The sequence below is a fragment of the Bacillus sp. AF62 genome (assembly GCF_050312695.1).
Classification (GTDB): domain Bacteria; phylum Bacillota; class Bacilli; order Bacillales; family Bacillaceae_G; genus Bacillus_A; species Bacillus_A cereus.
Window position 1 is genome coordinate 26,081 of the sequence record NZ_JBNPJZ010000072.1, and the last position, 25,577, is coordinate 51,657.

A 25,577-nucleotide genomic window follows, 5' to 3' on the forward strand; every position below is an offset into this window, starting at 1 on the left:
TTTTTCGAAATTTTGAATGGCTTATGGAATAAGGGAGAGATTTGGTGAAGATTGAAATTATGGTTTCGCTTGCTATTTATATGGCAGGTATGTTGTATATCGGGTATTGGTCTTATAAGAAGACATCCGATTTATCAGATTATATGTTAGGTGGAAGGGGACTCGGTCCAGCAGTTACAGCTTTATCAGCTGGTGCTTCTGACATGAGTGGTTGGATGCTAATGGGATTACCTGGTGCGATGTATGCAACAGGATTATCAAGTGTATGGATTGCGATAGGTTTATTAATAGGTGCTTATGCAAACTATTTAATCATTGCCCCACGTTTACGAACGTATACAGAAGTGGCAAATGATTCAATTACGATTCCAGACTTTTTAGAGAATCGGTTTAAAGATCGTACGAAAATACTTCGTTTTGTCTCCGCTATCGTCATTTTAGTATTTTTCACATTTTATGCGTCGGCTGGTTTAGTTTCAGGTGGACGTTTGTTTGAAAATTCTTTCAACCTAGATTATAAAATTGGTTTATTTGTAACAGTGGGTGTCGTTGTTGCGTATACACTATTCGGTGGCTTTCTAGCCGTAAGCTGGACGGACTTTGTACAAGGTTGTATTATATTTATTGCGCTTGTACTAGTGCCAATTGTTGCTTTTACGGATGTCGGTGGTGTAACAGAAACATTTAATACGATTAAACAAGTCGATGCATCGCATTTAGATATGTTTAAAGGGAACACAATACTTGGCATTATTTCATTTTTAGCATGGGGACTTGGGTATTTTGGTCAACCGCATATTATTGTCCGTTTTATGGCAATCACCTCTATTAAAGATTTAAAGACTTCTCGTAGAATCGGTATCGGTTGGATGACAATTTCAATTATAGGTGCAATGCTTACTGGTCTAATTGGTATCGCTTATTATGCTAAAAATAATGCGACATTGCAAGACCCAGAAATGGTCTTTGTAACATTCTCCAATATTTTATTCCATCCGTACATTACAGGATTTTTATTATCAGCTATTTTGGCTTCGATTATGAGTAGTATTTCCTCACAATTACTTGTTATTTCAAGTGCAGTAACGGAAGACTTCTATAAAACATTTTTCCGTCGTAATGCAAGTGACAAAGAACTTGTATTTATCGGTAGATTGTCAGTATTAGTAGTAGCTATGATCGCAGTTGTTTTAGCGTATCATCCAAGTGATACAATTTTAACACTTGTAGGTTATGCTTGGGCTGGATTTGGTTCAGCGTTCGGACCAGCCATTTTATTAAGTTTATATTGGAAAAGGACGAATAAATGGGGCGTTCTTGCAGGTATGAATGTTGGTGCAGTAGTTGTTATAGCATGGGTACAAATTCCAAGTTTAAAAGCAATTATGTATGAAATGGTACCTGGATTCTTCTGTAGTTTATTAACTGTTATCGTTGTAAGTTTATTAACGAAAGAACCCGTTAAGGCAGTTCATCGTGAATTTAATGAGATGGAAGCAATATTGGAAGAAGAAACGAAATGATTAGCGAAGAGAGTAAACGAAACTGGCGTTTACTCTCTTTTTATTTAAAATGAAAATAAGGAACTTATTGACAACTAAAAGTAAGTAACTTATAATAAATTTGAGTTCAAGTTAATTTGTACTTTGAATAAAGATTTTAAATGGAGTAAATATTTTTTAAAAACTATCTCGAATTTGAGATGAATTGACAAGCTGGAAGTTAATGTGTATTTTTATAATCAATATCTCGAATTCGAGATAAAATTATAATGACGGATTTTACTTTGTAGCATGGACAAAATGAATAATGAATTTAAATGTAAAAGAATTTTTTATAATGAAATAAAAAAGGAGTGGAAGAAATGGAAAAGAAAACAATGGGAATCCATCACATTACAGCGATTGTAGGGCATCCACAAGAAAATGTAGACTTTTATGCTGGTGTATTAGGGTTACGTTTAGTGAAACAAACAGTGAATTTTGATGATCCAGGTACGTACCATCTTTATTTTGGAAATGAAGGAGGAAAACCTGGAACAATTATTACGTTTTTCCCATGGGCAGGTGCTCGTCAAGGTATTATTGGGGATGGTCAAGTAGGAATTACGTCTTACGTTGTACCAAAAGGTGCAATGGAGTTTTGGGAAAATAGATTAGAAAAATTCGATGTTTCGTATACGAAAATGACTCGTTTTGGAGAGCAGTATTTAGAATTTGATGATCCGCATGGTTTGCATATAGAATTAGTTGAAAGAGAAGCAGGCGAATTAAATAATTGGAGTTTTGGAGAAGTTACACCAGAAGTAGCAATTAAAGGGTTTGGAGGTGCTGTTCTTTTATCTGCACAGCCTCAAAAAACAGCTGAATTGTTAGAACATATTATGGGTCTTGAAAAAATTGGAGAAGAGGGTGAATTTGTTCGATTCCGTTCTTCTGCTGATATTGGAAATATTATTGATTTGAAATTATCAACAATCGGTCGTGGCCAAATGGGCGTTGGTACAGTTCATCATATAGCTTGGAGAGCGATTGACGATGCTGATCAGCTAGACTGGAAAGAGCATGTGTCGCGTTTTGGATATCACGTAACTCCTGTACAAGATCGAAATTATTTTAACGCGATTTATTTTAGAGAACATGGTGAAATCTTATTTGAAATTGCAACAGATCCTCCTGGTTTCGCTCATGATGAATCGTTAGAGACGATGGGTGAGGAATTAAAGTTACCGGAACAATATGAACAACATAGAAAACAGATTGAACAAACGCTTTTACCATTTGAAGTGAGAAATTTAGATTAAAGTGATTGAAGGGGGAACAGGATTATGATGAAACATGTTTTTCAAAAAGGAAAAGATACGTCAAAACCAGTGTTGTTATTACTTCATGGCACAGGTGGTAATGAATTAGATTTACTACCACTTGCAGAAATAATTGATCCGGAAGCGTCGGTATTAAGCGTTAGGGGAAATGTGTTAGAGAATGGGATGCCGCGTTTCTTCCGCCGATTAGCAGAGGGCATTTTTGATGAAGAGGATTTAATTTTCCGTACGAAGGAATTAAATGAATTTTTAGATGAAGCGGCTAAAGAATATAAATTCGATAGAAATAACATTGTAGCTATCGGTTATTCGAATGGGGCAAATATCGCAACAAGCTTATTATTCCATTACGAAAATGCATTAAAAGGTGCTGTGCTTCATCACCCAATGGTACCAAGAAGAGCAATGCAATTAGCAAATTTAGCAGGGAAATCTGTGTTTATTGCTGCTGGGACAAATGACCCAATTTGTTCATCAGCAGAGTCAGAGGAATTGAAGGTACTATTAGAAAATGCAAATGCGAATGTAACAATGCATTGGGAAAATCGAGGGCATCAATTAACGATGGGTGAAGTAGAAAAAGCAAAAGAGTGGTATGACAAAGCATTTTAAAAAAAGAAGCATCTGCTAACGATTAGTAGATGCTTCTTTTTTATTTAAGACTGGATTGCAAGATGAGATGAAGAAAGTGGTAGCTCAATATCAACAATCGTACCTTTATTTAATTCGCTTGAAATGTGTAATCTACCATGATGTTCTTCAATTATTTTGTAACACATCATTAATCCTAGTCCTGTGCCTTTTTCTTTTAAACTATAAAAAGGTTCGCCTAGACGGGAGATACGATCTTCAGGAATGCCGCAACCTTCATCGATAATTCGTATTAAGATGAAATTATCCTCTAATGGTTTTGTTTGGATGAAAATATTTCCGCCATTTGGCATTGCTTCTATCGCATTTTTTAATATGTTTATAAACACTTGTTTTAATTGGTTACCGTCACATTGAATATCATATACGTAATCAAAATGATCCATGATGATATGAACGCTATGCATAATTGCAGTCGGTAAAATAAATGTAACTACCTCTTCAATTAAAGTTTGTATGTTACAAGTTTGGATAGATAATACTTGTGGCTTAGACATCGCCATAAATTGACTCGTGATGGATTCCATTTGTGAAATCTCACTTAACATAACATCGATATACCATTTCTGCTCCTCACTTATTTCAGGGAGGAGCAACGTTAGAAAACCTTTTAGAGAAGTGAGTGGATTTCGAATTTCATGGGCAATTCCAGCTGTCAGTTGTCCGACTACTGCGAGCTTCTCTGATTTTCGTAGTAACTTTTCAGTTTCTTTTAGCTCAGTAACATCTCTCCCCATCACGATAAGACCTTTGCGAGAACCATTAGGATGATAAAGCGGAACTTTTGATATACTTAAGATTAGATCGAAATCATCTCTATGTATAATAAATTCCTCGCCATGAAGAATTTGTTTTTGTTGCCATGCTAGTTCATCGATTTCTTCACAATGTAAAAAAGCTTCCCGGTATGCTTCATTATATTGAATGAGTTCGCTATCTTTTTTCCCGTGGTAAGGTACATGATGGAAATTGAAGCAAGAAAGTGCGTAATCATTTGCCTCAAGCCAGCGCCCTTCATGATCTTTAAAAATAACAAACGCAGGCATGGAGTTTACTAATGTACGTAATCTCTTCTCACTTTCTTTTAGCATATTCTCAATTCTTTCTGATTTTTCAAGCGGCTTCATAATAGCATATACGCCAGTAAGACGATTTTGAACAAAAATAGGAACTAGTTTTGTCACAACATCTAATAAGAATCCATTTTTATGATAAATAGATAAGATATACTCTTGTTGATTATCCGCTTCAGTATTCTTTATATTTTGTAATACTTGCTCAGAAATATGGGCTTCTAAAATAGAGGTAATATTTTTCTGTTCTAATTCTAAAGAAGTGTAACCTAATATTCTTTCGGCAGAAGGATTTATATGTAGAATAACTCCTTCTAAATTTAATGAAATAATACTATCAGGATTGTGTTCGAACAGAGATGCGTACATTTCTGTTAATGAACGATCTTGTATATGGTTTCGCAAACGTCTAGAAATGTTCGGATGACGTTTTTTTTGAGTTGGTGAATATTTTTTACGACTCATAATAGTTCCTCCGTACAAATAGCATCTAAAAAGATTTGTCTATTTATAACTATAATATAGATGTAATGTGTATTTCTATAAAAAATGGAAGTTATAGAATAAATTTTGTTTTTTTTTATTTTTTGCAAGGTGAATGCAGGATGGTAATAAGGGGAGCTTATATTGTTTTATAAACCTTTTGTAAGTTACAGACGGCTGTTTTCCGTATAACATTAGGGTAGAGGAGGGGAAGAGAAAATGAAAAATTATATTCAAGGGATTGATCACGTGCAAGTAGCTGCACCTGTAGGGTGTGAAGAAGAGGCGCGTGATTTTTATGGGAATACGATTGGTATGGAAGAAATTCCAAAGCCAGAAGAGTTGAAAAAACGAGGTGGATGTTGGTTTAAATGCGGAAATCAAGAAATCCATATTGGTGTCGAGCGGAACTTTACACCAGCTAAAAAGGCTCATCCAGCTTTTTATGTGAATGAAATTAATGAATTTAAGCAAACACTTATAGAGCAAGGTGTTAAAGTGATTGATGATTATGCACGGCCAGATGTAATTCGATTTTACGTGTCAGATCCATTTGGAAACCGAATTGAATTTATGCAAAATAAAGACTAGGTGGATTCCCACCTAGTCTTTAACTTCTTCTGAAAAGTCCTAACACTTCTACAGTTTCTGTAATATTAACGAATGCATTCGGGTCGATTTCAGAAATTGTTAGTTTCATACTTGCTAATTCTTCACGAGAAACGACCGTCATAAGTACACGCTTTTTCTCGCTTGAATAAGCACCTTCGCCATCAAGTAACGTTATTCCACGTACAACAGTTGAAAGAAGTTGTTTTTTCATTTTTTCTGCTTCATTTGTTACAATCATAAGTGTAACTTTACGATGTTTTGTATGAACAGCATCAATTACTTTACCAGTTACATAAATTGAAAGTAAGCTTGTAAGTGCAACATCCCAGGTGAAGAAGAATCCTGCGATTATTACAACGACTGTATTTAGAACAATAAGGAATCCGCCAAGTTTAATGTCTCGCTTGCGGGATAAAAGCATACCGATAATATCAAATCCACCAGTGGATCCATTACAGTTAAAAACAAGACCAATACCAGCTCCGGCGATGACACCTCCGAAGATAGAAGATAACAATGGATCTGTTGCTACGACTTTTACTGGAACGTAGTATAATGCAACAGATAATACAACTACAGAGACAACTGTGTTAAAAATTACTTTTTTTCCAAGACCTATGTACCCTAAAATAAGGATAGGTAAGTTTAATACAAAGTTAATAATGCCTGTGTTTACAGGGGTTACAATCCCTAAAATAATAGCAATTCCGCCAATTCCACTACTTAAAATTTTGTGGGGGATAAGGAAAAGATTAAAGGCAACCGCAATAATAATAGAACCGATAATAACACCAAGGAATCTGACCATTTCTTTCCCGTCCTTCACTGAAAAATTCATATTATTTCAAGATTATATATGATATTGAAAGTTTTGGGTAAAAACAGTTTATTTAGGTAAATTAGATTAATCAAAAGAATTTGAGTATTTTATCATTTGAAAGGGGATACAGTTGTGAAGATAAAAACATATCAACAGAAAAGCCCGTTGAAGCAAGAATGTGAGGATTCTTATTTTTGTAATAAAGAAAAAAAGATTTATGGTGTATGTGACGGTGCAACACCACTTGTCCCGTTTCGTGATGAAAAGGGACATAATGGAGCATACATCGCTTCGCATTTATTTGCAAGTTATTTTACTGCATTACGAGAGAATCATAGTTTACAATTTGCGGTTGCCAAAGCAAATGAAGCATTGCAAAGCAAAATGTTAGAATATGAAGTAGACACGAGAAAAAAAGAGCATTTGTGGTGCACATGTATCGCGGCAGTCCAAATAGTTGGTGAGAAAATTGAATATGCGCAGCTTGGGGACTGTATGATTGTCGCAACTTTTCAAAATGGAACGATGCAAGTATTAACGAAAGACACAGTTGAAGGAATTAGTAAAAGAGCAAAAAAGAAGAGGGAAGAAGATCGTAAAAAAGGGTTATCTGTACCAGAAGAATATGTTTTTCAAGATGTTCGAGAACAGTTAAAATACAATCGTTATCTTGCAAATATCCCAAATGGTTATTCAGTTGCAAATGGAATGAAAGAAGCGATAAATTATTTACAACATGGTGAATTACATACAGATGAAGTGAGTGGGATTTTTATTTGTTCAGACGGGTTATTTCACCCAGATTGGTCATTAGAACAAACTGTTGCATATATAAGAAAGAATAGTATAAACGAATATATAGCAATTATTGAAGAGCTAGAAGCGGAAAAGAGAATAAGGCCAGATGATAAAACGATTATTATGATTGATTTTTAAGAGGAGGCAGTTCAAATGGAAATTAAACGTGTCAATCTAACATTTCAAGATGAATTAGTTCCTTTAGAAAAAGTAAACAAACTGATTATTCACCATACAGCTGAAGATGGATGGGACGTGTATAAAACGCATGAATTTCATCAAACTGTAAGGGGGTGGAGCGGAATTGGTTACAACTATTTTATCGAAAAGGATGGAACTGTAGTGGAAGGACGAGGTTTACATATTGGAGCGCACGCGAAAGACCATAACCGCCATACAATTGGAATATGTATGACGGGAAATTTCGATAAATACGATCCAACTCCTGCACAAGTGAATGCATTATATTCTTTATGCAAACTGTTTATGAAGCAATTTGCTATAAAGAAAGAAAATATACTCGGTCATAGAGAGTTAGAAGGAGTTACAAAAAGCTGTCCTGGTAATCGTTTTTCTATGGTAGAGTTAAGGAAGATACTATCTTAAATATAGAGGAGTAACAACGATGATGAATATAAAAATACCAAATGATAAAAAAGAAGAACTTGTAGCACAAATTCAGCAATTTTTTATGGAAGAAGATTTAGATGAAATTGGACGTTTCCAAGCAGAGCGTTTAATAGAAGAAATGATTAAATTAGTTGGACCGTTTGCATATAATCAAGCAATTGGAGATGCAAGAAAGCTTGTAAGTGAGAAATTAACGAATATCGAAGAAGATTTATACGTGCTAGAGAAGAATGATGGAAAATAAAAAAAGAGCCGATGGGCTCTTTTTTTATTTTTCTTTCTTATGTTCTTTATATTCATGTACTTTTTCTTTTACATTACCAACTGTATCTTTAGCAGTGTCTTTCACCTTATCCCATTTTCCTTCAGCTTGTAATTTCTTATTGTCAGTTACTTTCCCAACAACTTCTTTTACTTCACCTTTTACCTTATCAATGGCACCTTCTACTTTTTCTTTTAAACCATGATCATGTTTAGTCATACATTTCTCCTCCTTGTAGTTTGATTAGAATTCTCTTTTCATATTGCAAGTTGAATGATGTATCTAGTAATATCGTAACAAATCTAGTTTGAATATTCAAATGATTAATAGGATAGAAAAGGATTTGTCATAAAATGTTTAAAAATGTAACGGAAGGTGAAATAAAGTAAATTATATGTCTTTTGCGGTCCATATTGATTTTGTATAAGCAATTTTCATGTGGGCACGTTCCATGTTATTTTGACTGCCGCTACCGAACCTTGCTTGTCCAACTATTAAAGTACAATTGGATTCAATAGCTGTCTTAATGCGCTTTTGAATTAATGCAGTATGACAGCCTTTACGCTGAAATTCTGGCAAAGTAGCAGAAGCAGCTAATGATGCGACACCTTTATTTATATACAGGACACCAATACCAGCAGGGCTATTTTGAATTTCTGCTATGAAAAAATGCCATCCTGGTTCATTGTAAAGAATTTCGTTATTTTGGCGAACACCATCTTTTGTAAAGGATGGCATATTAAATCCACGTACATATATGTCTGCAAAAATATCAAATTCATTTTCTTTCAGTTTTCGTAATGTAATATTAGAAGGAAGAAGTGATGAACCCTTTCTCGGTATACTATACAAAGCAGTATGGAAGCTAGATTGGTAAAAACCTTTTTGAGATAAGTATTGAAATAGTTCAGTTGTGCCTTGCGCTGGTGTAATTTCAAAACGGCAAGGAATTTGTAGTGATTTATAATAAGAAATGATTGCATCAATCGCATCTACATTTGTAATACCTTTTACCGTATTAAAAGCAGGACCGGCAATTATTTTTGATGAAAAGGCAGTGGCACTACCGAAATTTTTCATTTGCACTTGCATTGGATTTCCACTCATTGCTTGTAGTCCCTCTAATCTAGAAGAGAGCATATCAATTTCTGCATTTTCAATTTCTGTTGCTATATCGAGTGTCATAACAGTAGTCATAAAATTCCTCCGTTAATAAATATATTTCATAGTATATATACGATTTTTGTTTTGAGATTCCTGTTGTAATGTAGGAGAATAAGAAGTTTTTTGGAAGGGAAATGGAATTGAACTGTCGAAGGGAGTGGAAACAGATTAAAGGTGGTGCTCTCATGAAACAAAAAGTCGTGCAGACATGCTCTAATTGTGGTTCTCATAACATAGGAGAAGGTGAGTTTGTCGGATATGCACAAATACGGAAAAAGGAGACGATGTTCACATCTTCACCAGTAGATGCTTATATTTGTACAGATTGTGGCAGTATACTTCTGTTAAAGGTACGGAACTATCAAAAGTTTAAGCAGAAACCGTTATGATGATTAAAAGATGATTATACCCCAACTTGTTTACGAATCGTCTTATATTAAGGAAATTGATATAAGTGATATTTTACATATATGTGAATATGATACAGGGAAATAATTGGTAATTTATATCGCATAAGGGTACATAAATCGCTGAGTGATACGAAAAATAAAGAAGATTTATAAAAATGTTACGCTATTTTTCCCTTAGATAATTTTTGTCTAAGGGTCTCTCTCTTCTAACGAAAGTACAGTTTAGTAAAGCTATTATTAAGAGGAACTGTTATCGGCATTGTTATACTCTAGTATTAGGAAAAAATGTACGCTATGAAGTCAAAATATAAGGTGGACAGGTGAATAATATAAAACCTCCTAAATAACATCAGTGTAATCATAACTTGATAAAGTATATAGAAATAGGAACGGTGTTTACATACAGTTTAGTTATCAAAACAAAGGAGGCATATTTATATGGAGGTTGTGAGAAGCTTTTAAGTTTCCGATGTATGCGTAACAGTTAATGTAAGAAAGGATTTTATTTTTGGGGTTTTAAAAAATATCAATAAATGATTAGGATAACAGTTGTTTAAAATGAAGAAATAGGCCTTCATCACTGGGACCTATTTCTTCATTTTATGGCTCTGGTAGTATTGAGCTATACTTCCGCATTACCTTATCTTTCAAGAGACTTTGTAATGGAACTGTTTTGCAATGTCCTTTTGTAATTAAAAACCCTCAATTAATCCTTTTTTAATCCCTTTTACGACTGCTCCAACTCTTGAATCTACACCCAATTTTCTAATAATTGAAGAAATGTGATATTCTACAGTTCTTTTGCTGATGGAAAGGTCCATACTAATCTCATAATTTGTTTTATCTTTTGAGATTAAGTGAAGTATTCTTTGTTCAGCAGAAGTTAGTGCTTCAATATTATTTCCCATAATTTGATTTTTAGAAAATAGTATATATCCCATGTGACTTTGACGAATGGCGTTAGCTAGGTCAAATGCTGATCTTTCTTTCGTGATGTATGCACTTGCTCCAGCTTCAAAGGCCGCATTATAATATTCTTCATGATCATATCCTGATAGAATTACAACCTTTACATCCGGAAATTTTGCCAATAAATCTTTTGTAAGTTCAATGCCGTTATATTGCTTCATCCTGATGTCCGTAACAATTACATCAGGACGGGTTTCTGCCACGGTTTTAATTAATATGGAAGGATCATTGACGGTATTAATTACCTTAATATCTTCCTCAGATTCTAGTAGTCTTTGGATGCCTAGCATAACTAGCAAATGGTCATCCACTAGTAGTGTATGTATACTCATTTTTTTCCTCCCAATTTACTGGAATGGTAAATGTGACTAATGTCCCATGGTCTTTTTCAGAAGATATTCTCAAATTTCCGTTTAACTCGGAAACTTGACGCTGGATAGTCATTAGGCCAAGGTGGTTGCTTGTACTAAATTCAGAAAAACTGTTTGGAACACAAAAGCCTATGCCATCATCTTCTACAGTACAAACATAGCAGCCTTTTTCTTCTATGATATGTATTTGAACATTATTCCCCTTGGAATGCTTAATAGCATTATTCAGTAGCTCTTTTATTATGCGATAGATCTGTATTTCGAGATTCTTCGAGAGAATTTTTAATTTGCAATTAAATTGTATATGAATGAGAATGCGATAATTTAATTCGAACTCGCGTTTTAGTGTGTGTAAACTCGCTTCTAAGCCTAAATCTTCTACGATAATAGGGTGAAGATTATGACACATTTTTCTAATACTATAGATAATATCTTCAAGTTGCTCATCCATTGAATTTAATATATCTATAGAAAAGTTTCTCTTAGTCTGAAGTATTCTTATTTCGTTTAATTGCAAAATAAGAATTTGAAGAATTTCATCATGTAAGAAAATCGAAAGCCTTTTCCTTTCGTCCTCTAGAGACTGTATAATTTGGTAGTTAAATTGTTTCCAGTTTTGAGCCTTTACCTTTGCTTTCCGAATTTCTTTTTTATTACTATTGAGGGTATTAACACTTAATAGTAAATTTGCCGAGTTTATTACAACCTCTTCAAGTTCATTAATTTCTTTAGGTTTAAATAATGTATAATCATTTTTTTCACCAATAATAATAGCTCCCTGCATGCCTTGGTAAATAAGTATTGGAAAACAAATTAAGTGGTATTTTTCAAACTGAATATGAATAGGAGTAGTACCTTCCTTTAGTAACAGATTCTGTTCAAGTTGATTCAATTGGTTAAATAGCTCAAATTTATCCATATCCTGAAAAATACCTGTCTCATATAATGAATGATAAATACTATTTGAGTTCCATATTATAGACACACCATTAATGTTGAACATCTGGTTAATAAGCTGTCCTATTAATTTTGCAAGCTCTTTAGCATGTTTCTCCTTAGAGAGTGTTTGAAAAAGTTCAATCTTATGTAAACCTGATTGCGCATCATTTTTTATGTTGAAATACCTAAATAATGAGAGAATAAGTTTATATATATATACAGAGAGTACAACAGATAATACACTTAAGCTGCATAGTATGAATATTTCTTTTTGTGACAAATCTATGAATTGTTCAACCGATAAATTTAAAAGGAATAAATTGAGCAAGTAAAAGAGTGAGTTTGTTAGCCATTTAGAAATTCTAATCTCAAATTCAATAACTTCTTGCTTTATTAATAAATAAGAAATAGTTAAAGGAAATATAATAATACTAGGTAAACAATATGTAAATGGAATTTTAGATTCCCCAAAAAGTAGACCAGGAATCAGATTAAGTAGAACAATTGGTAAAAAACTAAGGATAATACCAAAAATTAGAATATATAATTGACTTTTCACCTTAAGATTATTTTCTCGTAAATGTAATGAAATAAGAAAAACACAGATGCTAATACTGAGAAATAGGTTAGTGATTAGTAAAACTTTAAATAAAAAGCTAAAATTATTGTTAGACATATATCCAAAACAACAAAAAAATATATAAATAATAGTCAATCCTGTTGAAATTAAAAATGATACAAGGTTGAATATTTTCACATATTTTGGTTTGGTAGATACAGGGAAATTAGAGAAAAAACTTATTAATAGATAAGAAAGCATAAAAATGCTACTCACCTCTATAGCTTTAAAAATATTTATATCATAGCTAGATAATAAAGATGTTAGAATGGCTATCCCAAAGACAGATGTTAGAGAAAAGAATTTTTTTGCTACAATAGATTGTCTTTTTTTTAAAAAGCTAATTAACCCTATAGTGAAAAAAATAAGACTAATAACGCTGATCATATAAAAATGACTAATTAATAAAGAGTTAACACTTTATTTAAAATTACTAGAGTGAAAATAGTAGTTATTCGTTAAAAGTATTAGTAAATATAAAATGCTTAAAGGAATACAGAACCCAATATTACGCATAGAAGTGATCCCTGCCTATAACCATCATTTGAAAATAAGTCATTTCGTCTGTAGAAAGAATAAAATTCTTTTCTAAGAGTGCAAATGCTTTTCTATAATATAGCCGAGATAGGATACGACAATAGTGAAGTGCTCCAGATTGTTCTATGTAATCCCGAACCAATGCCCGTACTTCAGGTGAAGAAGAAATTTGTTTGTCCGTTAAATTTTTAAAAAAATCATCTTGTGTTATGTAACTATATTCATAAGCTTTTAAAAAAGGAAGATAAGCCTTTAATTCCTGAAGGTCATATTTATTATCTGTCATGGCATCATTAGCATCATTTCTTAGCTGGCCAGCTATCCCTATATATGATGTGATTTCTTTTAAAATTCTATTTTCAGGATTAATAGTTCGAAAGATAGTTTCTGTTAGTAGACCCGATTTCTTTTCAATAAGCTTCATATATTCTTCTTCACTTAAAATTATTTTTTTATCTATTGAAAAACAAAATTGGATATCTTTCCATTCCCCACAACACGAATGTATTAGTTGTTGGAGAAGATCTCCTGTTGCAGTATCTTTTGTCTTATAAGTTAAGTATATCAGTCCTTGCATAAGTAAATATTGAGAAACTAACAAAAAACGGGGATATTCATTTTTAAAATATAATGGATTTAATATGTCTCCATCACACAAATCATCTATTATATCCGCTGATAAAAAAATAAATTCAATCCCCATTGCCTTATCCAATTCTCTCTTTGTTATTGGTTGTCGTTTGGTCAAAAAAGAAAGAGCTAGATATAGCTCTCCCCAAGAGAAACCGGAAGATTCTGGATTTAAAACCTTTCCTTTTTGGGAAAGACATTTCTGAATAAATAGAAGTATTTCAGATTCATCACTTTGATTACGGTAGGGGATATGGTAAGCAATGTGATTGATTAAACAATCTCTAAACCCACTGATTTCCACCATCATTTTTCACCCGGAAATCCTTTGCATACTCATCTAATACAATTCGCTCTTCAACTGATAGAGTTTCCAATGAAGGACATAATTCATAATTTTCAAAGGTAAGTTTGTTTTTTTTCATCTCCATTAGAAATTCCCATAGTGCTTTATTCATAAAAATAACCCTCTTTCTAAATATTCTGTATTTTGGTTCTATATAAAAAAATACAATAAAAACGGGATGTTTTCAATATAGTCCTTAAATTTTCAATACTTAATTTACATATTTTTTATTTTATAATGCGTGAATTTACAATATAAGCTTGCGGAATATACGGATTCTACTAGGATATTTATCTGATAAATTAGACACATAAGACATAACGTCTTAAAAAATTTTTAGGGGGAAAAGAAAATGATTAATGAAAAAAACCTTTTTGATTTAGATGTACAAGTAACAACAGCTACAGGTGATGTAGATCCACAAATTACAAGTATCTCAGCTTGTACGCCTGGTTGTGGAAACACAGGTTCATTCAATAGCTTCTGTTGCTAATTGCTAAATAAGACATATTGTCTTAAAAAAACTTTAGGGGGAAAAGAAAATGATTAATGAAAAAAACCTTTTTGATTTAGATGTACAAGTAACAACAGCTACAGGCGATGTAGATCCACAAATTACAAGTATTTCAGCTTGTACGCCTGGTTGTGGAAACACAGGTTCATTCAATAGCTTCTGTTGCTAATTGAATGCCCAAAAAGAGGGAACACAGATGTGTCCCTCTTTTCTCCTATTACAATACTTGATTAGAACAGAAAGGAAGATTCAAAATGATTTCAGAAAAAAGGAAGCCTATCCATACATCAAATAAAACCGCATGTAATAATATATTTGAACCTCTACCATTTTTTATGATTAGATCCCCGTTTTTACCATTTAACGCGTTATATCAAATTAAGAATCAAGAAGTATTGATTAAAAAATTAAGAGAATATGCAGAAATGGATTACATTAAGGAAGCTATTGCCATTGCAAGTCCTTCTTTGCTTGAATCTCTTAAACATATACATGGTGATTTAAGTAGTAGGAAAACACAACAAGTAATATCTTCTGTATTACGATATATGTTAAGAATGACAACACGCCCAACACCTTTTGGAGCTTTTTCTGGGGTAGCATCCGGAGAGTTTAAGGAAAAATCTTTACTTGAAATGAGCCATTTTGAACAATTTAAGAAAAGAACTCGTCCTGATATGGAATGGTTATTGGGAGTGGTTTCATCACTTGAAAAAAATCCTAGTATTCTCCAATCTTTAATGGTTAGTAAAAATCATGCTGCTTATCGTGTCGGAAACCGCCTATATTTACCTTTTTCAACTGAATGTGGACAACTTCGCAAGAAGGATATGGAGAAAAAGGAGAATATTTCAATTTTGTATAGTGAAGTTGTTAGGAAAGTTCTAGATTTAGCTGAAACACATATTAAAGTGAAAGAGCTTCTCCAAAAGTTGCAAAATGACTATCCAGGCACAGAAGTAAAGGTAATGGAAAACTTTATTCTCCAGTTGGTAGAACAAGAATACCTTATAACTGAACTAAGACCGCCACTTACATATGACTCTCCATTTGATTATGTGATTGACAAGTTAAAAATAAGAGTTGGTGAAAATCAAATATGGGAAGATTTACTGAAGGTAAAAGATTTAATACTTGTTTATGATCAATTACCGCTTGGGAAGGGGCTTTCTGTTTACAACAATCTTATCCTATTAATGAAGAGGATTTATGAAGTTACAACACCCCTTCAAGTCGATTTCGCTCTAAATACGCAAGATTTAGCCATTGGAAAAAACGTAGCAAATGATGTTAGTAAAGCAGCTCAGGTGTTATGGAGTATAGCTGATAGTGGAGTTGGATTCCCTCATCTCCAAAAATATCATATTGATTTTTTTGGAAAAATATGGAACTACCAGGGAAGTTCCATTGGTAGAACTTTTAAGTGAGGAATTAGGGCTTGGAGCACCCGCGACATATAAAAACCCAAAAGGGAATAGGGATGGAGAAAATTTTACGCTGCCTTTAGATGAAGAACGTAATGTTCAATTATCATATATGCTTATTGAAGCTATTCATAATCAGCAAAAAGAAATTGAAATTACAGATGAAATAATTAGCAGAATTGGAATAGAAAAAGATACTCGATACGCTCCGGATTCATTTGAAGTATATGGAGAATTGTATGCTACTTCGCAAGAGGAATTAGACAATGGAAAGTACACGCTATGCCTAAGCCCAAATCCAGGGTCTCATGCAGCAGGAAGCACATTTGGTCGATTTCTAGATATCTTAGATCCAAATGTTAGACGTAAAATTCAGCAACAAGAAGTGGAGATTGACCATCAATTTAATAACGATATTGTTATGGTAGAGGGAAGTTTTCTTCCGGCAACTGGCCGTTCAGCGAATGTGGCAATTGGAAAAACTACAAGAGAAGTAACGGTAACTCTTGGAACAAATGGAGATGACGATACTTTGCAAATTCCAATTGATGACATTGTTGTTGGAGCATCATTAGAAAACTTTTATCTGAAATCTAAAAAATTAGGGAAAAGAATTAAAGTAGTAGCTGGTAATGTATTAAATTACCAAAGTGGCCCTAATATTTATCGCTTCATGAGAGAAGTTTCTCTAAATGATTTAGACCACTGGAGAATATTTAATTGGGGTAATATGACATCTTCACCTTATTATCCAAGGATTCGTTACAAAAATATCATTCTTTCTCCTGCAATTTGGAAGTTAAATAGAGAGACTATTGGCATGAAAAATAAACCTAAAAGTGATGATGAATTTTTAATCCTATTTGAAAAATGGAGAGAGAAATGGACGGTTCCACGCCATGTATATATGACGTATAGCGACAACAGGATTTTAATTGATCTTGAAAATATTCTTCACCTTCGAGAATTAAAGAATGAACTTTTTAAGCAGGGTAGATTACAGTTGAGAGAGTCATTACAGGACATCAATAAAAATTGTCTAAGCAGTCCGCTTGGTAGTCATGCAATGGAAGTTGTTTTTCCATTGAAAAAAATGAACGATGTCGCTAAAAGAAAAAGTATAGGAGCTGTTGAAGACGGGAAAAAAGAAATGGTTAGTGAGAAAATGATTTACCGTTTGCCTGGAAGTGAATGGCTATATGTTAAGCTTTATGTTCCACAAGCAAGAGAGAATGAATTTATTTCAAAATATATGACATCATTTTCTAATTATATTGTGCAAAGTGGTATGGCTCAATCATGGTTCTTTATGCGATATCGTGATCCGGATGCTCATATTCGTTTGCGTTTTTATGGAGATCCCGAGAAGTTGAATGCATCTGTTCTTACCTATTTAAGGGATTGGGCAAATAATTTAATGGACTCTGGATTTATCCACAAAATGACGGTTGATACGTATGAACGAGAAGTAGAACGATATGGTGGTCCGTATCTGATAGAATTGGCCGAGAATTTCTTCCATTACGATAGTAGGTCAGTAACAATGCTTCTTAATGTGATAGGACAACAAGCGGAACTGCCAGTACATGTATTAGCATCCTTAAACATAATTGAGATCATGGATAATTTTGGATTAACTTATGAACAACAATTGGAAACCATAGAAAGCAATACGGATAAATATGAATTCATTGATGAATTTAGACCAATGAGAAAATTATTAAGTAACATTGGAAATTCTGAAGGTGATTGGAGTAATTTACGTAATTACAATTCAGCAATTGGACAAGAAATTTATAAAAGTTTATTAGTTCGGAGAGAATCCTTAAAAGAATATGTTTCCAGCATTCAACAATATAAAAATGAAGACATGCTCTGGAATAAACAACAAACAATTATGGGAGCAATTATTCATATGCATTGTAATCGACTATTGGGAGCTAATCGAGAACTAGAGAAAAAAGCACTTGCCTTTACGCGGCATATCTTATCAAGCCAGCGATATTGGAGGAATCAGAATGAAACAGATACTCAATCACGTACCTGAAGATGAGAAACTATCATTTATAAATATTCTAAAGTCTTTTCATTATTGGCCTGGTTTATTTAAACTTTTATGGGAAACGCACAGAGGGTATTTCTTCTGTGTGCTTACCTTAAATTTTTTAAATGGATTATTACCTGCAGCATTGATTTTGACAATCCAATACCTCGTTAATACAGTACAGAACATCTACCAGAATGGGTACCAGGATGCTTATTTTACCCATGTTTTACCGTTTTTTATAGCTTTTGCACTAGTTACAATTTTAACGGGTGTTACAGGATCCGTTTTGGAAACATATAAACAGCTTTACCGAAATCTTCTTTCTAATAAAATCAATGTAAAATTAATAGAAAAAGCAAAAAGATTACCTTATTCCAGTTTTGAGAACCCAGAAATTTACAATAAACTTCAAAGAGCGCGCCAAGATTCCACATATAAACCATTTGCCATTTTTGAAGAACTTATGGGGATTATAAAAAGTGGAATAACTGTGATTTCTATTTCCGGTATCTTAATGATTTGGAATTGGCAGTTTACCCTAATTTTAATTCTGTTACCACTAATCTCTTCTTGGTCCATCATGAAAATTGGAAAAGAAATTTTTTTAATTAGTCATAAGCGTGCTGAAGAAACACGAAAACAATTTTATTACTACTATTTGCTAACAACAGACATCACAGTAAAAGAAGTGAAATTATTTGGATTAGGCAATTTGCTTCTCAAAAATTATTCGAATATCTTCAATCTATTTTATCAGCAAGATAGACATTTGCTTTTAAAAAAGATGAGGATTGACCTGTTTTTCCAATTAATTAGTGTTGCTTTTGTAATGTTTGTGCAGTTTATGGTGGTTATGGATGCTGTAACAGGGATTATTGCTATTGGAAGTCTTATCGCTTATTTTCAAGCTGTAAATACTACACAAAAAACATCTAATGAATTAATGTATATGATTTTTAATATGCATCAAAACAATCTTTATATGACTCAACTATTCTCATTTTTGGACATCCCTGAAGAAAGGGATGTTTCAAATAATAGAGACAATACTTATATAGAAAGTATCTCTTTTGAAGAAAAAGGTATTCGATTTATAAATGTCTCTTTTAAGTATCCCGGTCAAAAAGAATATATATTAAAAAAAGTGAATTTTCACATAAAACCAGGTGAAACATTGGCTCTTGTCGGATCTAATGGTTCGGGTAAATCTACAATTGTAAAGTTAATTACAAAACTTTATACGGACTTTGAAGGGATTATTCTATTAGATGGAAAATCCATTCATCAATACAGTACAAATGAATGGCAGGATAAGGTGAGTGCCATTTTCCAAGACTTTGTTAGATATGAACTAGATGTTAAAGATAATATTGGCTATGGTGATTATAAAAAAGCCGATCAAGTGATGGCTATACAAGCGGCTGCTAAAAAATCTGGAGCATTAAAGATGATTAATAATTTGCCTAACAAAATGGATACACAACTTGGTAAAACTTTTGCGAACGGAATACAGTTATCTGGAGGACAATGGCAAAGAATCGCCATTTCACGAGCATACATGAGGGATGCGGGCCTATATATTCTAGATGAACCTACTGCCGCATTAGATCCAGAAGCAGAAGAAGAGGTTTTTAGAGATTTTAAAGAAATTACCAAGAATTGTATGGGGCTTTTTATATCTCATCGGTATTCAACTGTAAGGCATGCTACAAAGATTATGGTCCTTGATAAAGGTAGAGTCGCGGAACTAGGTACTCATAATGAATTACTAAAAGTAAAAGGAATATACGCAAGACTATTTGAGTTGCAAGCTAAAAATTTTATAAATCATTCTAAAATTCAAGTGAAGGTGTAATTAGAGAGGAGAAAACTATGCGATTAACTACAGAAAAAAAATCATTTTGGTTACAGGGAATTAGTATTGAAAAAAGAAATAAAGCATTAAAGTTAGTTCGTGATATAGCAGAGCGATTAAAGGATCCGATGTATGTAGAAAAAATTGTTATGGAGCCTGATAATATACCAAACGGAGGAACACTTCATCCATGGGACCCCATTACTTTATCCCATGGTTATCCAGGAACTATTATGTTATTTGCAGAATTAGATCGACAGTTTCCAGAAGAGGGATGGGATCTTATTGCACATAGTCACTTGATAGAAATACAAAAGGCAATAGAAAAACAAGGTGTGAATAGTATTTCTATGTTTGGCGGTGTTTCTGGTATTGCGTATGCGACTTCATATGCTTCGCGTAACTATGAAAGATATCATATATTTTTGAAAAAGTTAAATGAATTTGTATTATCGCAGTTACATCTTGTATTGAACTATCAGAAAGAAGAGTGTGGTGTTCATCCATTTATGTACGATACAATTCAGGGCGCTACTGGAGTAGGGCGTTATTTGTTGCAAAATATTCAACTTGAATCAAATTCAGAAGCACTCAAAAAAATTCTCAATTGTTTTATTAATATGTCTAATGACATTGAAGTGAATGGTGAAGTTGTACCTGGTTGGTACGTACCGTACGCCAATCAGTTTTTGGAAACTGATAAGATACTATTTCCGGATGGGAATTTCAATTGTGGCCATGCTCATGGAATGCCTGGCCCGCTTTCCTTGATGGCGTTGGCTATTGAACAAGGAATTGAAGTCCCTGGGCAAAAGCAAGCGATTCGTAAAATGATAGATTGGTTAATAAGATGGCAAGATGAAGGTTCGTGGCCTGCCAGGCTTAGTTTTAAAGAAGTGGTCAATGACCAAGCATACCATGTGTATCCAAAGCGAAAAGGTTGGTGCTATGGAAATCCAGGAGTAGCAAGAGCTCTCTATTTGGCTGGGAGATCTTTGAAGGATCAGAAATCCATGAAAATAGCTTTAAGTTCTTATCAAGATACACTTTTGCAAAGTGAGGAGGAATGGGATTTAGCATCTCCAACATTTTGTCATGGAAGAGCGGGATTATTACAAATGTCTATTAGGATGGCAAAGGATGAAAATGGGGAGATATCGATGCAGTCCATTATAAAATTAATAGATTATGTAATGGATGCATATGATCCTCAAGCACCATTTGGTTTTAAAGACTTACAATCCAATGAGCAAACATCCAATGAGTTAAACAAGGTTGGACTATTGGAAGGTGTAAGTGGTGTACTTTTAACTTTATTAAGTCTAAGCGCAGTAGAGGAGCCATGGTGGGACGGAGTATTTTTAATTTCCTAATAAAAAATTGAGAGGATGTTACAGTATGGACCAAATGAAGCAATTGCTCAGTTCTAAGAAAATATTAGTAGGAGTAAGCGGATCTATTGCAGTAGCTGGGATTTTTCAATATTTAGCTATATTGAAAGCGAATTTTAGTGAAGTAAAGGTTATCATGACAAAAAGTGCAATAAAGCTTATCCCTGCAGAAACTGTGAAATTATATTGTAATGAGGTATTTGTTGATGAGGAACTTACTCTAAGTGGTAAACCAGGTCATGTGGAATTGGCTAGATGGGCAGACTTACTAATGGTACTACCGGCTACAGGAAATACTATTTCAAAAGTAGCTCATGGTTTAGCTGATGATTTATTAAGTACAGTCATTCTTGCTCATGATAAACCAGTTCTCTTTTTTCCTAATATGAACAAATTAATGTGGGAGAAAAAAGTAGTTCAGAATAATGTTAGTCTTTTAGGAGAATATGATCATATAGTGATTCCGCCTTTGAAAACAACGGCTTTTGAAATTGCGACTATGTCTTTGAAACCGAACTATGTTTTACCTAATAATCAAGAAGTATTGCATATACTCTTTAAGGAATTTGAGAAAAGAAAGTCAGTAACTGTACATGAAACAGTTGAAATGCACTAAAACTCACAAAAATGTGAGTTTTTTATTTTTTTCTTTCTTTTCTTTATTTTTTTTTTATATTTGTCTTCTATATTAGTCCATAAGGAGGGATTTTATATGAATAATGAAATAGTTTTAGAAGCAAATCACTTAACAAAAACAGTAGGTGGTAAGACAATAGTAAATGATTTTTCAACTAAAATATATAAAGGAGATATTTGTGGTTTTCTGGGGCCGAATGGGGCAGGAAAAACAACTGTTATGCGTATGTTTACAGGATTAATTCGCCCGACAAAAGGGGCCATAAAAATAAGTGGTCAAGATGTAAATCAAAATAGACAACAGGCTTTGATGAATATGGGGGCAATTATTGAATCACCAATATTCTTCCCATATATGACGGGTAGAAAAATGCTACAAAATTTAGCGAGATTATACCCTGCTCTTTCGCGAAAAGAACAATTGGAACAAGTAGAAGCAATACTATCTATTGTAAGGTTAACTGAGGATGCGGATGTGAAAATTAAAAATTATTCATTAGGAATGAGACAGCGACTTGGCATTGCACAAGCTCTTCTAGGTGATCCTGATGTTATTTTGTTAGATGAGCCAGCAAATGGCCTGGATCCTATGGGCATGAGAGAGTTAAGGGAATTAATTCTTGAACTTCGTGAAAAGAAAAATTTAACCTTTTTTATTTCAAGCCATTTACTAGATGAAATTCAGCAAATCTGTGACCGTCTTGTCATAATTAGAAATGGAAAACTTATTACGCAAGGAAGGAAAGATGAATTAATTACAGATCCAACAAAAAGGTTGGAAGATGTGTTTGTGGAGATGATGACATCATGAGGGGACTTTTTATTTCTGAATTCGAAAGGCTTTGGACGCAAAAAATAACTTGGTTAATCTTGTTTTTCTTACCTTTAATGGTAGTTGCGTCAGTGAAATATTACTTAAACTGGAATCAACATACTTCTCCTGGAAGACCAGATTACGTTACTGCTTTAAATTTTCCTATAATAAGTATTTCTGAGCATCTTGTGGTTTCGTTTAATATTATCGCTATAATACTGATTTCCACTGTTATAGCGTATGAAGTAGAAAATGGACAATTAAGAATGATTTTAATTCGTCCATTCTCTACCTCACAATTGTTTGTAGCTAAACTTGCTACTATATTAACTACCATGTTTCTATATTTAACTTTGTTTTGGATTTTTAATTCTATAGCGGGTTATTTATTCTTTCCAAAGGTAGATACATTAATAACATTTATAGATGAAACCAAGGTGTCTATTGCAGGGGCGATATTATATAACTTAAAGTATTTCTTCGCATGTTTCATTACTATGGTTTGTATTGTTTCTGTATTTACATTAATAGGGGCGTTAAGTAGAAGTACGATGATTACTCTTGGATCAGGAGTAGCCTTTATTTTCTTTGCTATTGCAATTCCACAGATTTTAGAATTCTCTAACCAAACGATAATTAGCGCTAATACTGTACTACACCTTATGTACATGTCAATCGTTAAAATTCAGCATACAGGTATAGCATTTATACTTTCAACAAGTAATAGTATAAACATTTATATTGTTATAGTGGAAGCGATTTATATTTTCCTATTTGGAATGTTCGCATACCTGTCATTTGTGAAAAGAGATTATTTTATTTGAAAACTAGGAGGGAGTTTAATTGAAAGCATTAGTTATAAGTGAATGGGAACGACTATGGAATCAGAAAAAAAGCAAATGGATGTTGGGGATTTTTACTGTCATTGTTTTTCTTCAGGCTTGGTTTTTAAAGTACTATGGAGTGGGGATTTATAATGATGGGCAACAAGTTCCACTAAATTCTTGGAATTTTTCATGGTTTTTATTAAAGGAATCTTCTTTCTTAATTACTTTGATTTTCATGCCTGTATGTTTCTTGAATAGCTTAAATGTAGAATACAACTCAGGAGCATATCGTCTATTTTTAATTAGGCCTTTTCAACGTATAACCTTTCTTATGTCAAAATGGTTTTCTCTTTCTATAATGGTGTTACTCTACTTATTTGTTGTTCTTTTTGTTGGCATAGTACTTGGGTTGGTGTTTTTTAAAGCCGATGATGCTTTTATGTTCTACGGCCAACAAAAGACCGCGATAGAAGCGATATTATATACAGTACAAGTATATGGATTGTTTTTTATTATTCAAATGTGTGGCTTAGCTCTTGCTAGTTTAATAAGTGTCATAATTTCAAATGCAGTTATTAGCTTTTTCCTTCTGATCGGAATCTACATCGGGTGCTTGTACATTAGTCAATTATCGTTCTTTTTATTATCTGTCCAGAGTATCTTCCATGCGCTCAGCACAGGAAGTAACACTTTATACGTTCTGATTCTAGGTATCATGATTATTAGTGTTAGCGTTTGTATAAGCATTTGGAATAAAAAAGAATTTACATGTTAATGCACAGGATAGAATGGAGGTATACCATGATTATGTTAGAAGCTAAAGGAATCGAAAAAGTTTACAAAACTAAATTCCGAGAATATCCAGTTTTAAATAATGTCAACTTAACTGTTCATGAAGGAGATTTTGTAGGAATTATGGGACCTTCAGGGAGTGGAAAGTCTACACTTTTAAATGTACTTTCCTCTCTTGATTTTCCTTCAAATGGAGATATTACAATTAAAGGACAAAATTTAACTAATATGGATGGTGATCAATTAAGCAATTATCGTCGTGAAAATATTGGTTTTATTTTTCAAAATTATAATTTGTTAGATCACTTAACAATTGAAGAAAATATTCTTCTACCCGCAGCTTTAAGAATGGGGAGTAAAAAAGGTGTCAGGGATAAACTCAATACATTAGGGAATGAACTAAATATTGAATCACTTTTGCCAAAGTATCCCTATGAAATCTCTGGGGGACAACAACAAAGAGCAGCTATTATCCGTTCATTAATTAATGATCCTTATCTGTTATTTGCTGATGAACCGACGGGAAATCTAGATTCAAAATCTGCTTATGATGTATTGAATATACTAAAAACATTGAATGAAACACATAAAACAACTATTTTAATGGTAACTCACGACTCTGTAGCTGCTAGTTTTTGCAACAGGGTCATATTTTTGAAAGATGGCAAGATTGTTCATGAGATGCAACGTTCCTATGAAGAAAAGCAATTCAGTTTCAATCAACGTATACTACTGTATATCTCTAAAGAAGTGGGGGAGAATGATGTCAATATTTTCACTCGCACTTAAAAATATAACTCGCAATTTTTCACTGTATATAGTGTATCTTGTAAGTAGTATTCTATCAGTTACAATTTTTTATATGTATGCAGCATTTCTTTCATATCCAAAAGTTTCTGGAATAGAGTAACTGTTAATTGCATGTGAATTCATTATCCTGCTATTTTCATGTTTTTTCATTTCCTATTCTTATGACCATTTTCTTACTGAACGGAAAAAGGAAATTGGTATTTGGAAAACGTTCAGAGCTTCTAAAAAACAATTATTTATTATCATTGTTTTAGAGCCTGTTTAAAATCTTTTCAATAAAATTGCCACACCTGCCAATAAGCAAATCTGTCTACTATTTTCAAGTGTTC

General features: G+C 33.2%; 27 protein-coding genes and 1 pseudogene. 20 read left to right on the top strand and 8 right to left on the bottom strand.

The window, feature by feature from the left end:
* Positions 1-44 precede the first annotated feature (44 nt).
* From putP to ACQRBL_RS17425, 3 genes are all read left to right on the top strand, one after another.
* On the top strand, positions 45-1,523 hold the full coding sequence (putP, locus tag ACQRBL_RS17415) for a sodium/proline symporter PutP (protein ID WP_411996175.1): 1,479 nt from the start codon (positions 45-47) through the stop codon (positions 1,521-1,523).
* A 341-nt stretch (positions 1,524-1,864) separates the two neighbouring features.
* Positions 1,865-2,803, top strand: a complete 939-nt coding sequence (locus ACQRBL_RS17420) for a ring-cleaving dioxygenase (protein ID WP_000412727.1) — start codon at positions 1,865-1,867, stop codon at positions 2,801-2,803.
* Positions 2,804-2,827: 24 nt separating this feature from the next.
* Positions 2,828-3,436: an alpha/beta hydrolase gene (locus ACQRBL_RS17425; RefSeq protein WP_097920578.1), complete on the top strand. Its 609-nt coding sequence runs from the start codon at positions 2,828-2,830 to the stop codon at positions 3,434-3,436.
* A gap of 44 nt (positions 3,437-3,480) precedes the next feature.
* Here ACQRBL_RS17425 and ACQRBL_RS17430 read toward each other — a convergent pair whose 3' ends face one another.
* Positions 3,481-5,013, bottom strand: coding sequence for a BA3702 family sensor histidine kinase (locus ACQRBL_RS17430; RefSeq protein ID WP_411996174.1), 1,533 nt, complete (start codon positions 5,011-5,013; stop codon positions 3,481-3,483).
* Positions 5,014-5,250: 237 nt separating this feature from the next.
* Here ACQRBL_RS17430 and ACQRBL_RS17435 point away from each other — a divergent pair, with 237 nt between their 5' ends.
* Positions 5,251-5,622, top strand: coding sequence for a VOC family protein (locus ACQRBL_RS17435; protein ID WP_000800772.1), 372 nt, complete (start codon positions 5,251-5,253; stop codon positions 5,620-5,622).
* Between the two features lie 19 nt (positions 5,623-5,641).
* Here ACQRBL_RS17435 and ACQRBL_RS17440 read toward each other — a convergent pair whose 3' ends face one another.
* On the bottom strand, positions 5,642-6,451 hold the full coding sequence (locus tag ACQRBL_RS17440) for a YitT family protein (RefSeq protein ID WP_000251348.1): 810 nt from the start codon (positions 6,449-6,451) through the stop codon (positions 5,642-5,644).
* A gap of 126 nt (positions 6,452-6,577) precedes the next feature.
* Between ACQRBL_RS17440 and ACQRBL_RS17445 the strand changes: the two genes are divergently transcribed.
* From ACQRBL_RS17445 to ACQRBL_RS17455, 3 genes are read left to right on the top strand one after another with little or no spacing between them, the layout of a single operon-like run.
* On the top strand, positions 6,578-7,399 hold the full coding sequence (locus tag ACQRBL_RS17445) for a protein phosphatase 2C domain-containing protein (RefSeq protein WP_411996173.1): 822 nt from the start codon (positions 6,578-6,580) through the stop codon (positions 7,397-7,399).
* Positions 7,400-7,414: 15 nt separating this feature from the next.
* The gene (locus ACQRBL_RS17450) at positions 7,415-7,867 is read left to right on the top strand and encodes a peptidoglycan recognition protein family protein (protein ID WP_000403999.1); all 453 of its coding nucleotides are present in this window, start codon (positions 7,415-7,417) and stop codon (positions 7,865-7,867) included.
* Positions 7,868-7,886: 19 nt separating this feature from the next.
* On the top strand, positions 7,887-8,135 hold the full coding sequence (locus ACQRBL_RS17455) for a DUF2164 domain-containing protein (RefSeq protein ID WP_411996172.1): 249 nt from the start codon (positions 7,887-7,889) through the stop codon (positions 8,133-8,135).
* A gap of 24 nt (positions 8,136-8,159) precedes the next feature.
* On the opposite strand, the gene ACQRBL_RS17460 is transcribed toward ACQRBL_RS17455, so the two are convergent.
* Together ACQRBL_RS17460 and ACQRBL_RS17465 are read right to left on the bottom strand one after the other, a co-directional pair.
* Positions 8,160-8,372, bottom strand: coding sequence for a CsbD family protein (locus ACQRBL_RS17460; RefSeq protein ID WP_098214160.1), 213 nt, complete (start codon positions 8,370-8,372; stop codon positions 8,160-8,162).
* Between the two features lie 171 nt (positions 8,373-8,543).
* Positions 8,544-9,350, bottom strand: coding sequence for a GNAT family N-acetyltransferase (locus ACQRBL_RS17465; RefSeq protein WP_098563744.1), 807 nt, complete (start codon positions 9,348-9,350; stop codon positions 8,544-8,546).
* 152 nt (positions 9,351-9,502) lie between these two features.
* Between ACQRBL_RS17465 and ACQRBL_RS17470 the strand changes: the two genes are divergently transcribed.
* The gene (locus ACQRBL_RS17470) at positions 9,503-9,706 is read left to right on the top strand and encodes a hypothetical protein (RefSeq protein WP_063549354.1); all 204 of its coding nucleotides are present in this window, start codon (positions 9,503-9,505) and stop codon (positions 9,704-9,706) included.
* Between the two features lie 713 nt (positions 9,707-10,419).
* On the opposite strand, the gene ACQRBL_RS17475 is transcribed toward ACQRBL_RS17470, so the two are convergent.
* From ACQRBL_RS17475 to ACQRBL_RS17490, 4 genes are all read right to left on the bottom strand, one after another.
* Complete coding sequence (locus tag ACQRBL_RS17475) at positions 10,420-11,028, bottom strand: response regulator transcription factor (protein ID WP_023522756.1); 609 nt, start codon at positions 11,026-11,028, stop codon at positions 10,420-10,422.
* Complete coding sequence (locus ACQRBL_RS17480; protein ID WP_411996171.1) at positions 11,000-13,012, bottom strand: sensor histidine kinase; 2,013 nt, start codon at positions 13,010-13,012, stop codon at positions 11,000-11,002. Before ACQRBL_RS17480 ends, ACQRBL_RS17475 begins: the two co-directional genes overlap by 29 nt.
* A 121-nt stretch (positions 13,013-13,133) precedes the next feature.
* Positions 13,134-14,102, bottom strand: coding sequence for a polyprenyl synthetase family protein (locus tag ACQRBL_RS17485; RefSeq protein ID WP_411996170.1), 969 nt, complete (start codon positions 14,100-14,102; stop codon positions 13,134-13,136).
* Entirely contained in the window at positions 14,077-14,250 is a 174-nt protein-coding gene (locus ACQRBL_RS17490; RefSeq protein ID WP_023522753.1) for a hypothetical protein, read from the bottom strand. The genes ACQRBL_RS17485 and ACQRBL_RS17490 overlap by 26 nt, the downstream gene beginning before the upstream one ends.
* A gap of 240 nt (positions 14,251-14,490) precedes the next feature.
* On the opposite strand from ACQRBL_RS17490, the gene ACQRBL_RS17495 reads away from it, so the two are divergent.
* The 12 genes and pseudogenes from ACQRBL_RS17495 to ACQRBL_RS17550 form a co-directional block, all read left to right on the top strand.
* On the top strand, positions 14,491-14,631 hold the full coding sequence (locus ACQRBL_RS17495) for a gallidermin/nisin family lantibiotic (protein WP_023522751.1): 141 nt from the start codon (positions 14,491-14,493) through the stop codon (positions 14,629-14,631).
* A gap of 49 nt (positions 14,632-14,680) precedes the next feature.
* Positions 14,681-14,821, top strand: coding sequence for a gallidermin/nisin family lantibiotic (locus ACQRBL_RS17500; protein WP_023522751.1), 141 nt, complete (start codon positions 14,681-14,683; stop codon positions 14,819-14,821).
* An 85-nt stretch (positions 14,822-14,906) separates the two neighbouring features.
* Entirely contained in the window at positions 14,907-16,079 is a 1,173-nt protein-coding gene (locus tag ACQRBL_RS17505) for a lantibiotic dehydratase family protein (RefSeq protein WP_411996169.1), read from the top strand.
* Entirely contained in the window at positions 16,060-18,123 is a 2,064-nt protein-coding gene (locus ACQRBL_RS17510; protein WP_411996168.1) for a lantibiotic dehydratase, read from the top strand. The genes ACQRBL_RS17505 and ACQRBL_RS17510 overlap by 20 nt, the downstream gene beginning before the upstream one ends.
* Positions 18,095-19,978: an ABC transporter ATP-binding protein gene (locus tag ACQRBL_RS17515; protein ID WP_063548353.1), complete on the top strand. Its 1,884-nt coding sequence runs from the start codon at positions 18,095-18,097 to the stop codon at positions 19,976-19,978. The genes ACQRBL_RS17510 and ACQRBL_RS17515 overlap by 29 nt, the downstream gene beginning before the upstream one ends.
* A gap of 17 nt (positions 19,979-19,995) precedes the next feature.
* Complete coding sequence (locus ACQRBL_RS17520; protein ID WP_023522748.1) at positions 19,996-21,351, top strand: lanthionine synthetase C family protein; 1,356 nt, start codon at positions 19,996-19,998, stop codon at positions 21,349-21,351.
* A 25-nt stretch (positions 21,352-21,376) separates the two neighbouring features.
* Entirely contained in the window at positions 21,377-21,985 is a 609-nt protein-coding gene (locus ACQRBL_RS17525; RefSeq protein WP_023522747.1) for a flavoprotein, read from the top strand.
* A 96-nt stretch (positions 21,986-22,081) separates the two neighbouring features.
* Positions 22,082-22,816: an ABC transporter ATP-binding protein gene (locus tag ACQRBL_RS17530; RefSeq protein ID WP_411996167.1), complete on the top strand. Its 735-nt coding sequence runs from the start codon at positions 22,082-22,084 to the stop codon at positions 22,814-22,816.
* Positions 22,813-23,643, top strand: a complete 831-nt coding sequence (locus tag ACQRBL_RS17535) for an ABC transporter permease (protein ID WP_065484954.1) — start codon at positions 22,813-22,815, stop codon at positions 23,641-23,643. Before ACQRBL_RS17530 ends, ACQRBL_RS17535 begins: the two co-directional genes overlap by 4 nt.
* A 19-nt stretch (positions 23,644-23,662) precedes the next feature.
* Positions 23,663-24,421, top strand: a complete 759-nt coding sequence (locus tag ACQRBL_RS17540; protein ID WP_023522744.1) for an ABC transporter permease — start codon at positions 23,663-23,665, stop codon at positions 24,419-24,421.
* 26 nt (positions 24,422-24,447) lie between these two features.
* Positions 24,448-25,227 carry an ABC transporter ATP-binding protein gene (locus ACQRBL_RS17545; RefSeq protein ID WP_023522743.1) on the top strand — a complete coding sequence of 260 codons (780 nt, stop codon included), beginning with the start codon at positions 24,448-24,450 and terminating at the stop codon, positions 25,225-25,227.
* Positions 25,202-25,504, top strand: a pseudogene (locus tag ACQRBL_RS17550) (FtsX-like permease family protein); the annotation flags it as partial. The gene ACQRBL_RS17545 and the pseudogene ACQRBL_RS17550, both read left to right, overlap by 26 nt.
* Positions 25,505-25,577 lie beyond the last annotated feature (73 nt).

Bases quoted from the DNA above. Each gene is read 5' to 3' on its own strand.
- ACQRBL_RS17470 (WP_063549354.1), top strand. From the start codon at position 9,503: ATGAAACAAAAAGTCGTGCAGACATGCTCTAATTGTGGTTCTCATAAC.
- ACQRBL_RS17495 (WP_023522751.1), top strand. From the start codon at position 14,491: ATGATTAATGAAAAAAACCTTTTTGATTTAGATGTACAAGTAACAACA.
- ACQRBL_RS17505 (WP_411996169.1), top strand. From the start codon at position 14,907: ATGATTTCAGAAAAAAGGAAGCCTATCCATACATCAAATAAAACCGCA.
- ACQRBL_RS17535 (WP_065484954.1), top strand. From the start codon at position 22,813: ATGAGGGGACTTTTTATTTCTGAATTCGAAAGGCTTTGGACGCAAAAA.
- ACQRBL_RS17515 (WP_063548353.1), top strand. From the start codon at position 18,095: ATGAAACAGATACTCAATCACGTACCTGAAGATGAGAAACTATCATTT.
- ACQRBL_RS17485 (WP_411996170.1), bottom strand. From the start codon at position 14,102: ATGATGGTGGAAATCAGTGGGTTTAGAGATTGTTTAATCAATCACATT.
- ACQRBL_RS17440 (WP_000251348.1), bottom strand. From the start codon at position 6,451: ATGGTCAGATTCCTTGGTGTTATTATCGGTTCTATTATTATTGCGGTT.
- ACQRBL_RS17450 (WP_000403999.1), top strand. From the start codon at position 7,415: ATGGAAATTAAACGTGTCAATCTAACATTTCAAGATGAATTAGTTCCT.
- ACQRBL_RS17465 (WP_098563744.1), bottom strand. From the start codon at position 9,350: ATGACTACTGTTATGACACTCGATATAGCAACAGAAATTGAAAATGCA.
- ACQRBL_RS17460 (WP_098214160.1), bottom strand. From the start codon at position 8,372: ATGACTAAACATGATCATGGTTTAAAAGAAAAAGTAGAAGGTGCCATT.
- ACQRBL_RS17480 (WP_411996171.1), bottom strand. From the start codon at position 13,012: ATGATCAGCGTTATTAGTCTTATTTTTTTCACTATAGGGTTAATTAGC.
- ACQRBL_RS17530 (WP_411996167.1), top strand. From the start codon at position 22,082: ATGAATAATGAAATAGTTTTAGAAGCAAATCACTTAACAAAAACAGTA.
- ACQRBL_RS17545 (WP_023522743.1), top strand. From the start codon at position 24,448: ATGATTATGTTAGAAGCTAAAGGAATCGAAAAAGTTTACAAAACTAAA.
- ACQRBL_RS17430 (WP_411996174.1), bottom strand. From the start codon at position 5,013: ATGAGTCGTAAAAAATATTCACCAACTCAAAAAAAACGTCATCCGAAC.
- ACQRBL_RS17455 (WP_411996172.1), top strand. From the start codon at position 7,887: ATGATGAATATAAAAATACCAAATGATAAAAAAGAAGAACTTGTAGCA.
- ACQRBL_RS17490 (WP_023522753.1), bottom strand. From the start codon at position 14,250: ATGAATAAAGCACTATGGGAATTTCTAATGGAGATGAAAAAAAACAAA.
- ACQRBL_RS17500 (WP_023522751.1), top strand. From the start codon at position 14,681: ATGATTAATGAAAAAAACCTTTTTGATTTAGATGTACAAGTAACAACA.
- ACQRBL_RS17475 (WP_023522756.1), bottom strand. From the start codon at position 11,028: ATGAGTATACATACACTACTAGTGGATGACCATTTGCTAGTTATGCTA.
- ACQRBL_RS17520 (WP_023522748.1), top strand. From the start codon at position 19,996: ATGCGATTAACTACAGAAAAAAAATCATTTTGGTTACAGGGAATTAGT.
- ACQRBL_RS17435 (WP_000800772.1), top strand. From the start codon at position 5,251: ATGAAAAATTATATTCAAGGGATTGATCACGTGCAAGTAGCTGCACCT.
- ACQRBL_RS17525 (WP_023522747.1), top strand. From the start codon at position 21,377: ATGGACCAAATGAAGCAATTGCTCAGTTCTAAGAAAATATTAGTAGGA.
- ACQRBL_RS17425 (WP_097920578.1), top strand. From the start codon at position 2,828: ATGATGAAACATGTTTTTCAAAAAGGAAAAGATACGTCAAAACCAGTG.
- ACQRBL_RS17420 (WP_000412727.1), top strand. From the start codon at position 1,865: ATGGAAAAGAAAACAATGGGAATCCATCACATTACAGCGATTGTAGGG.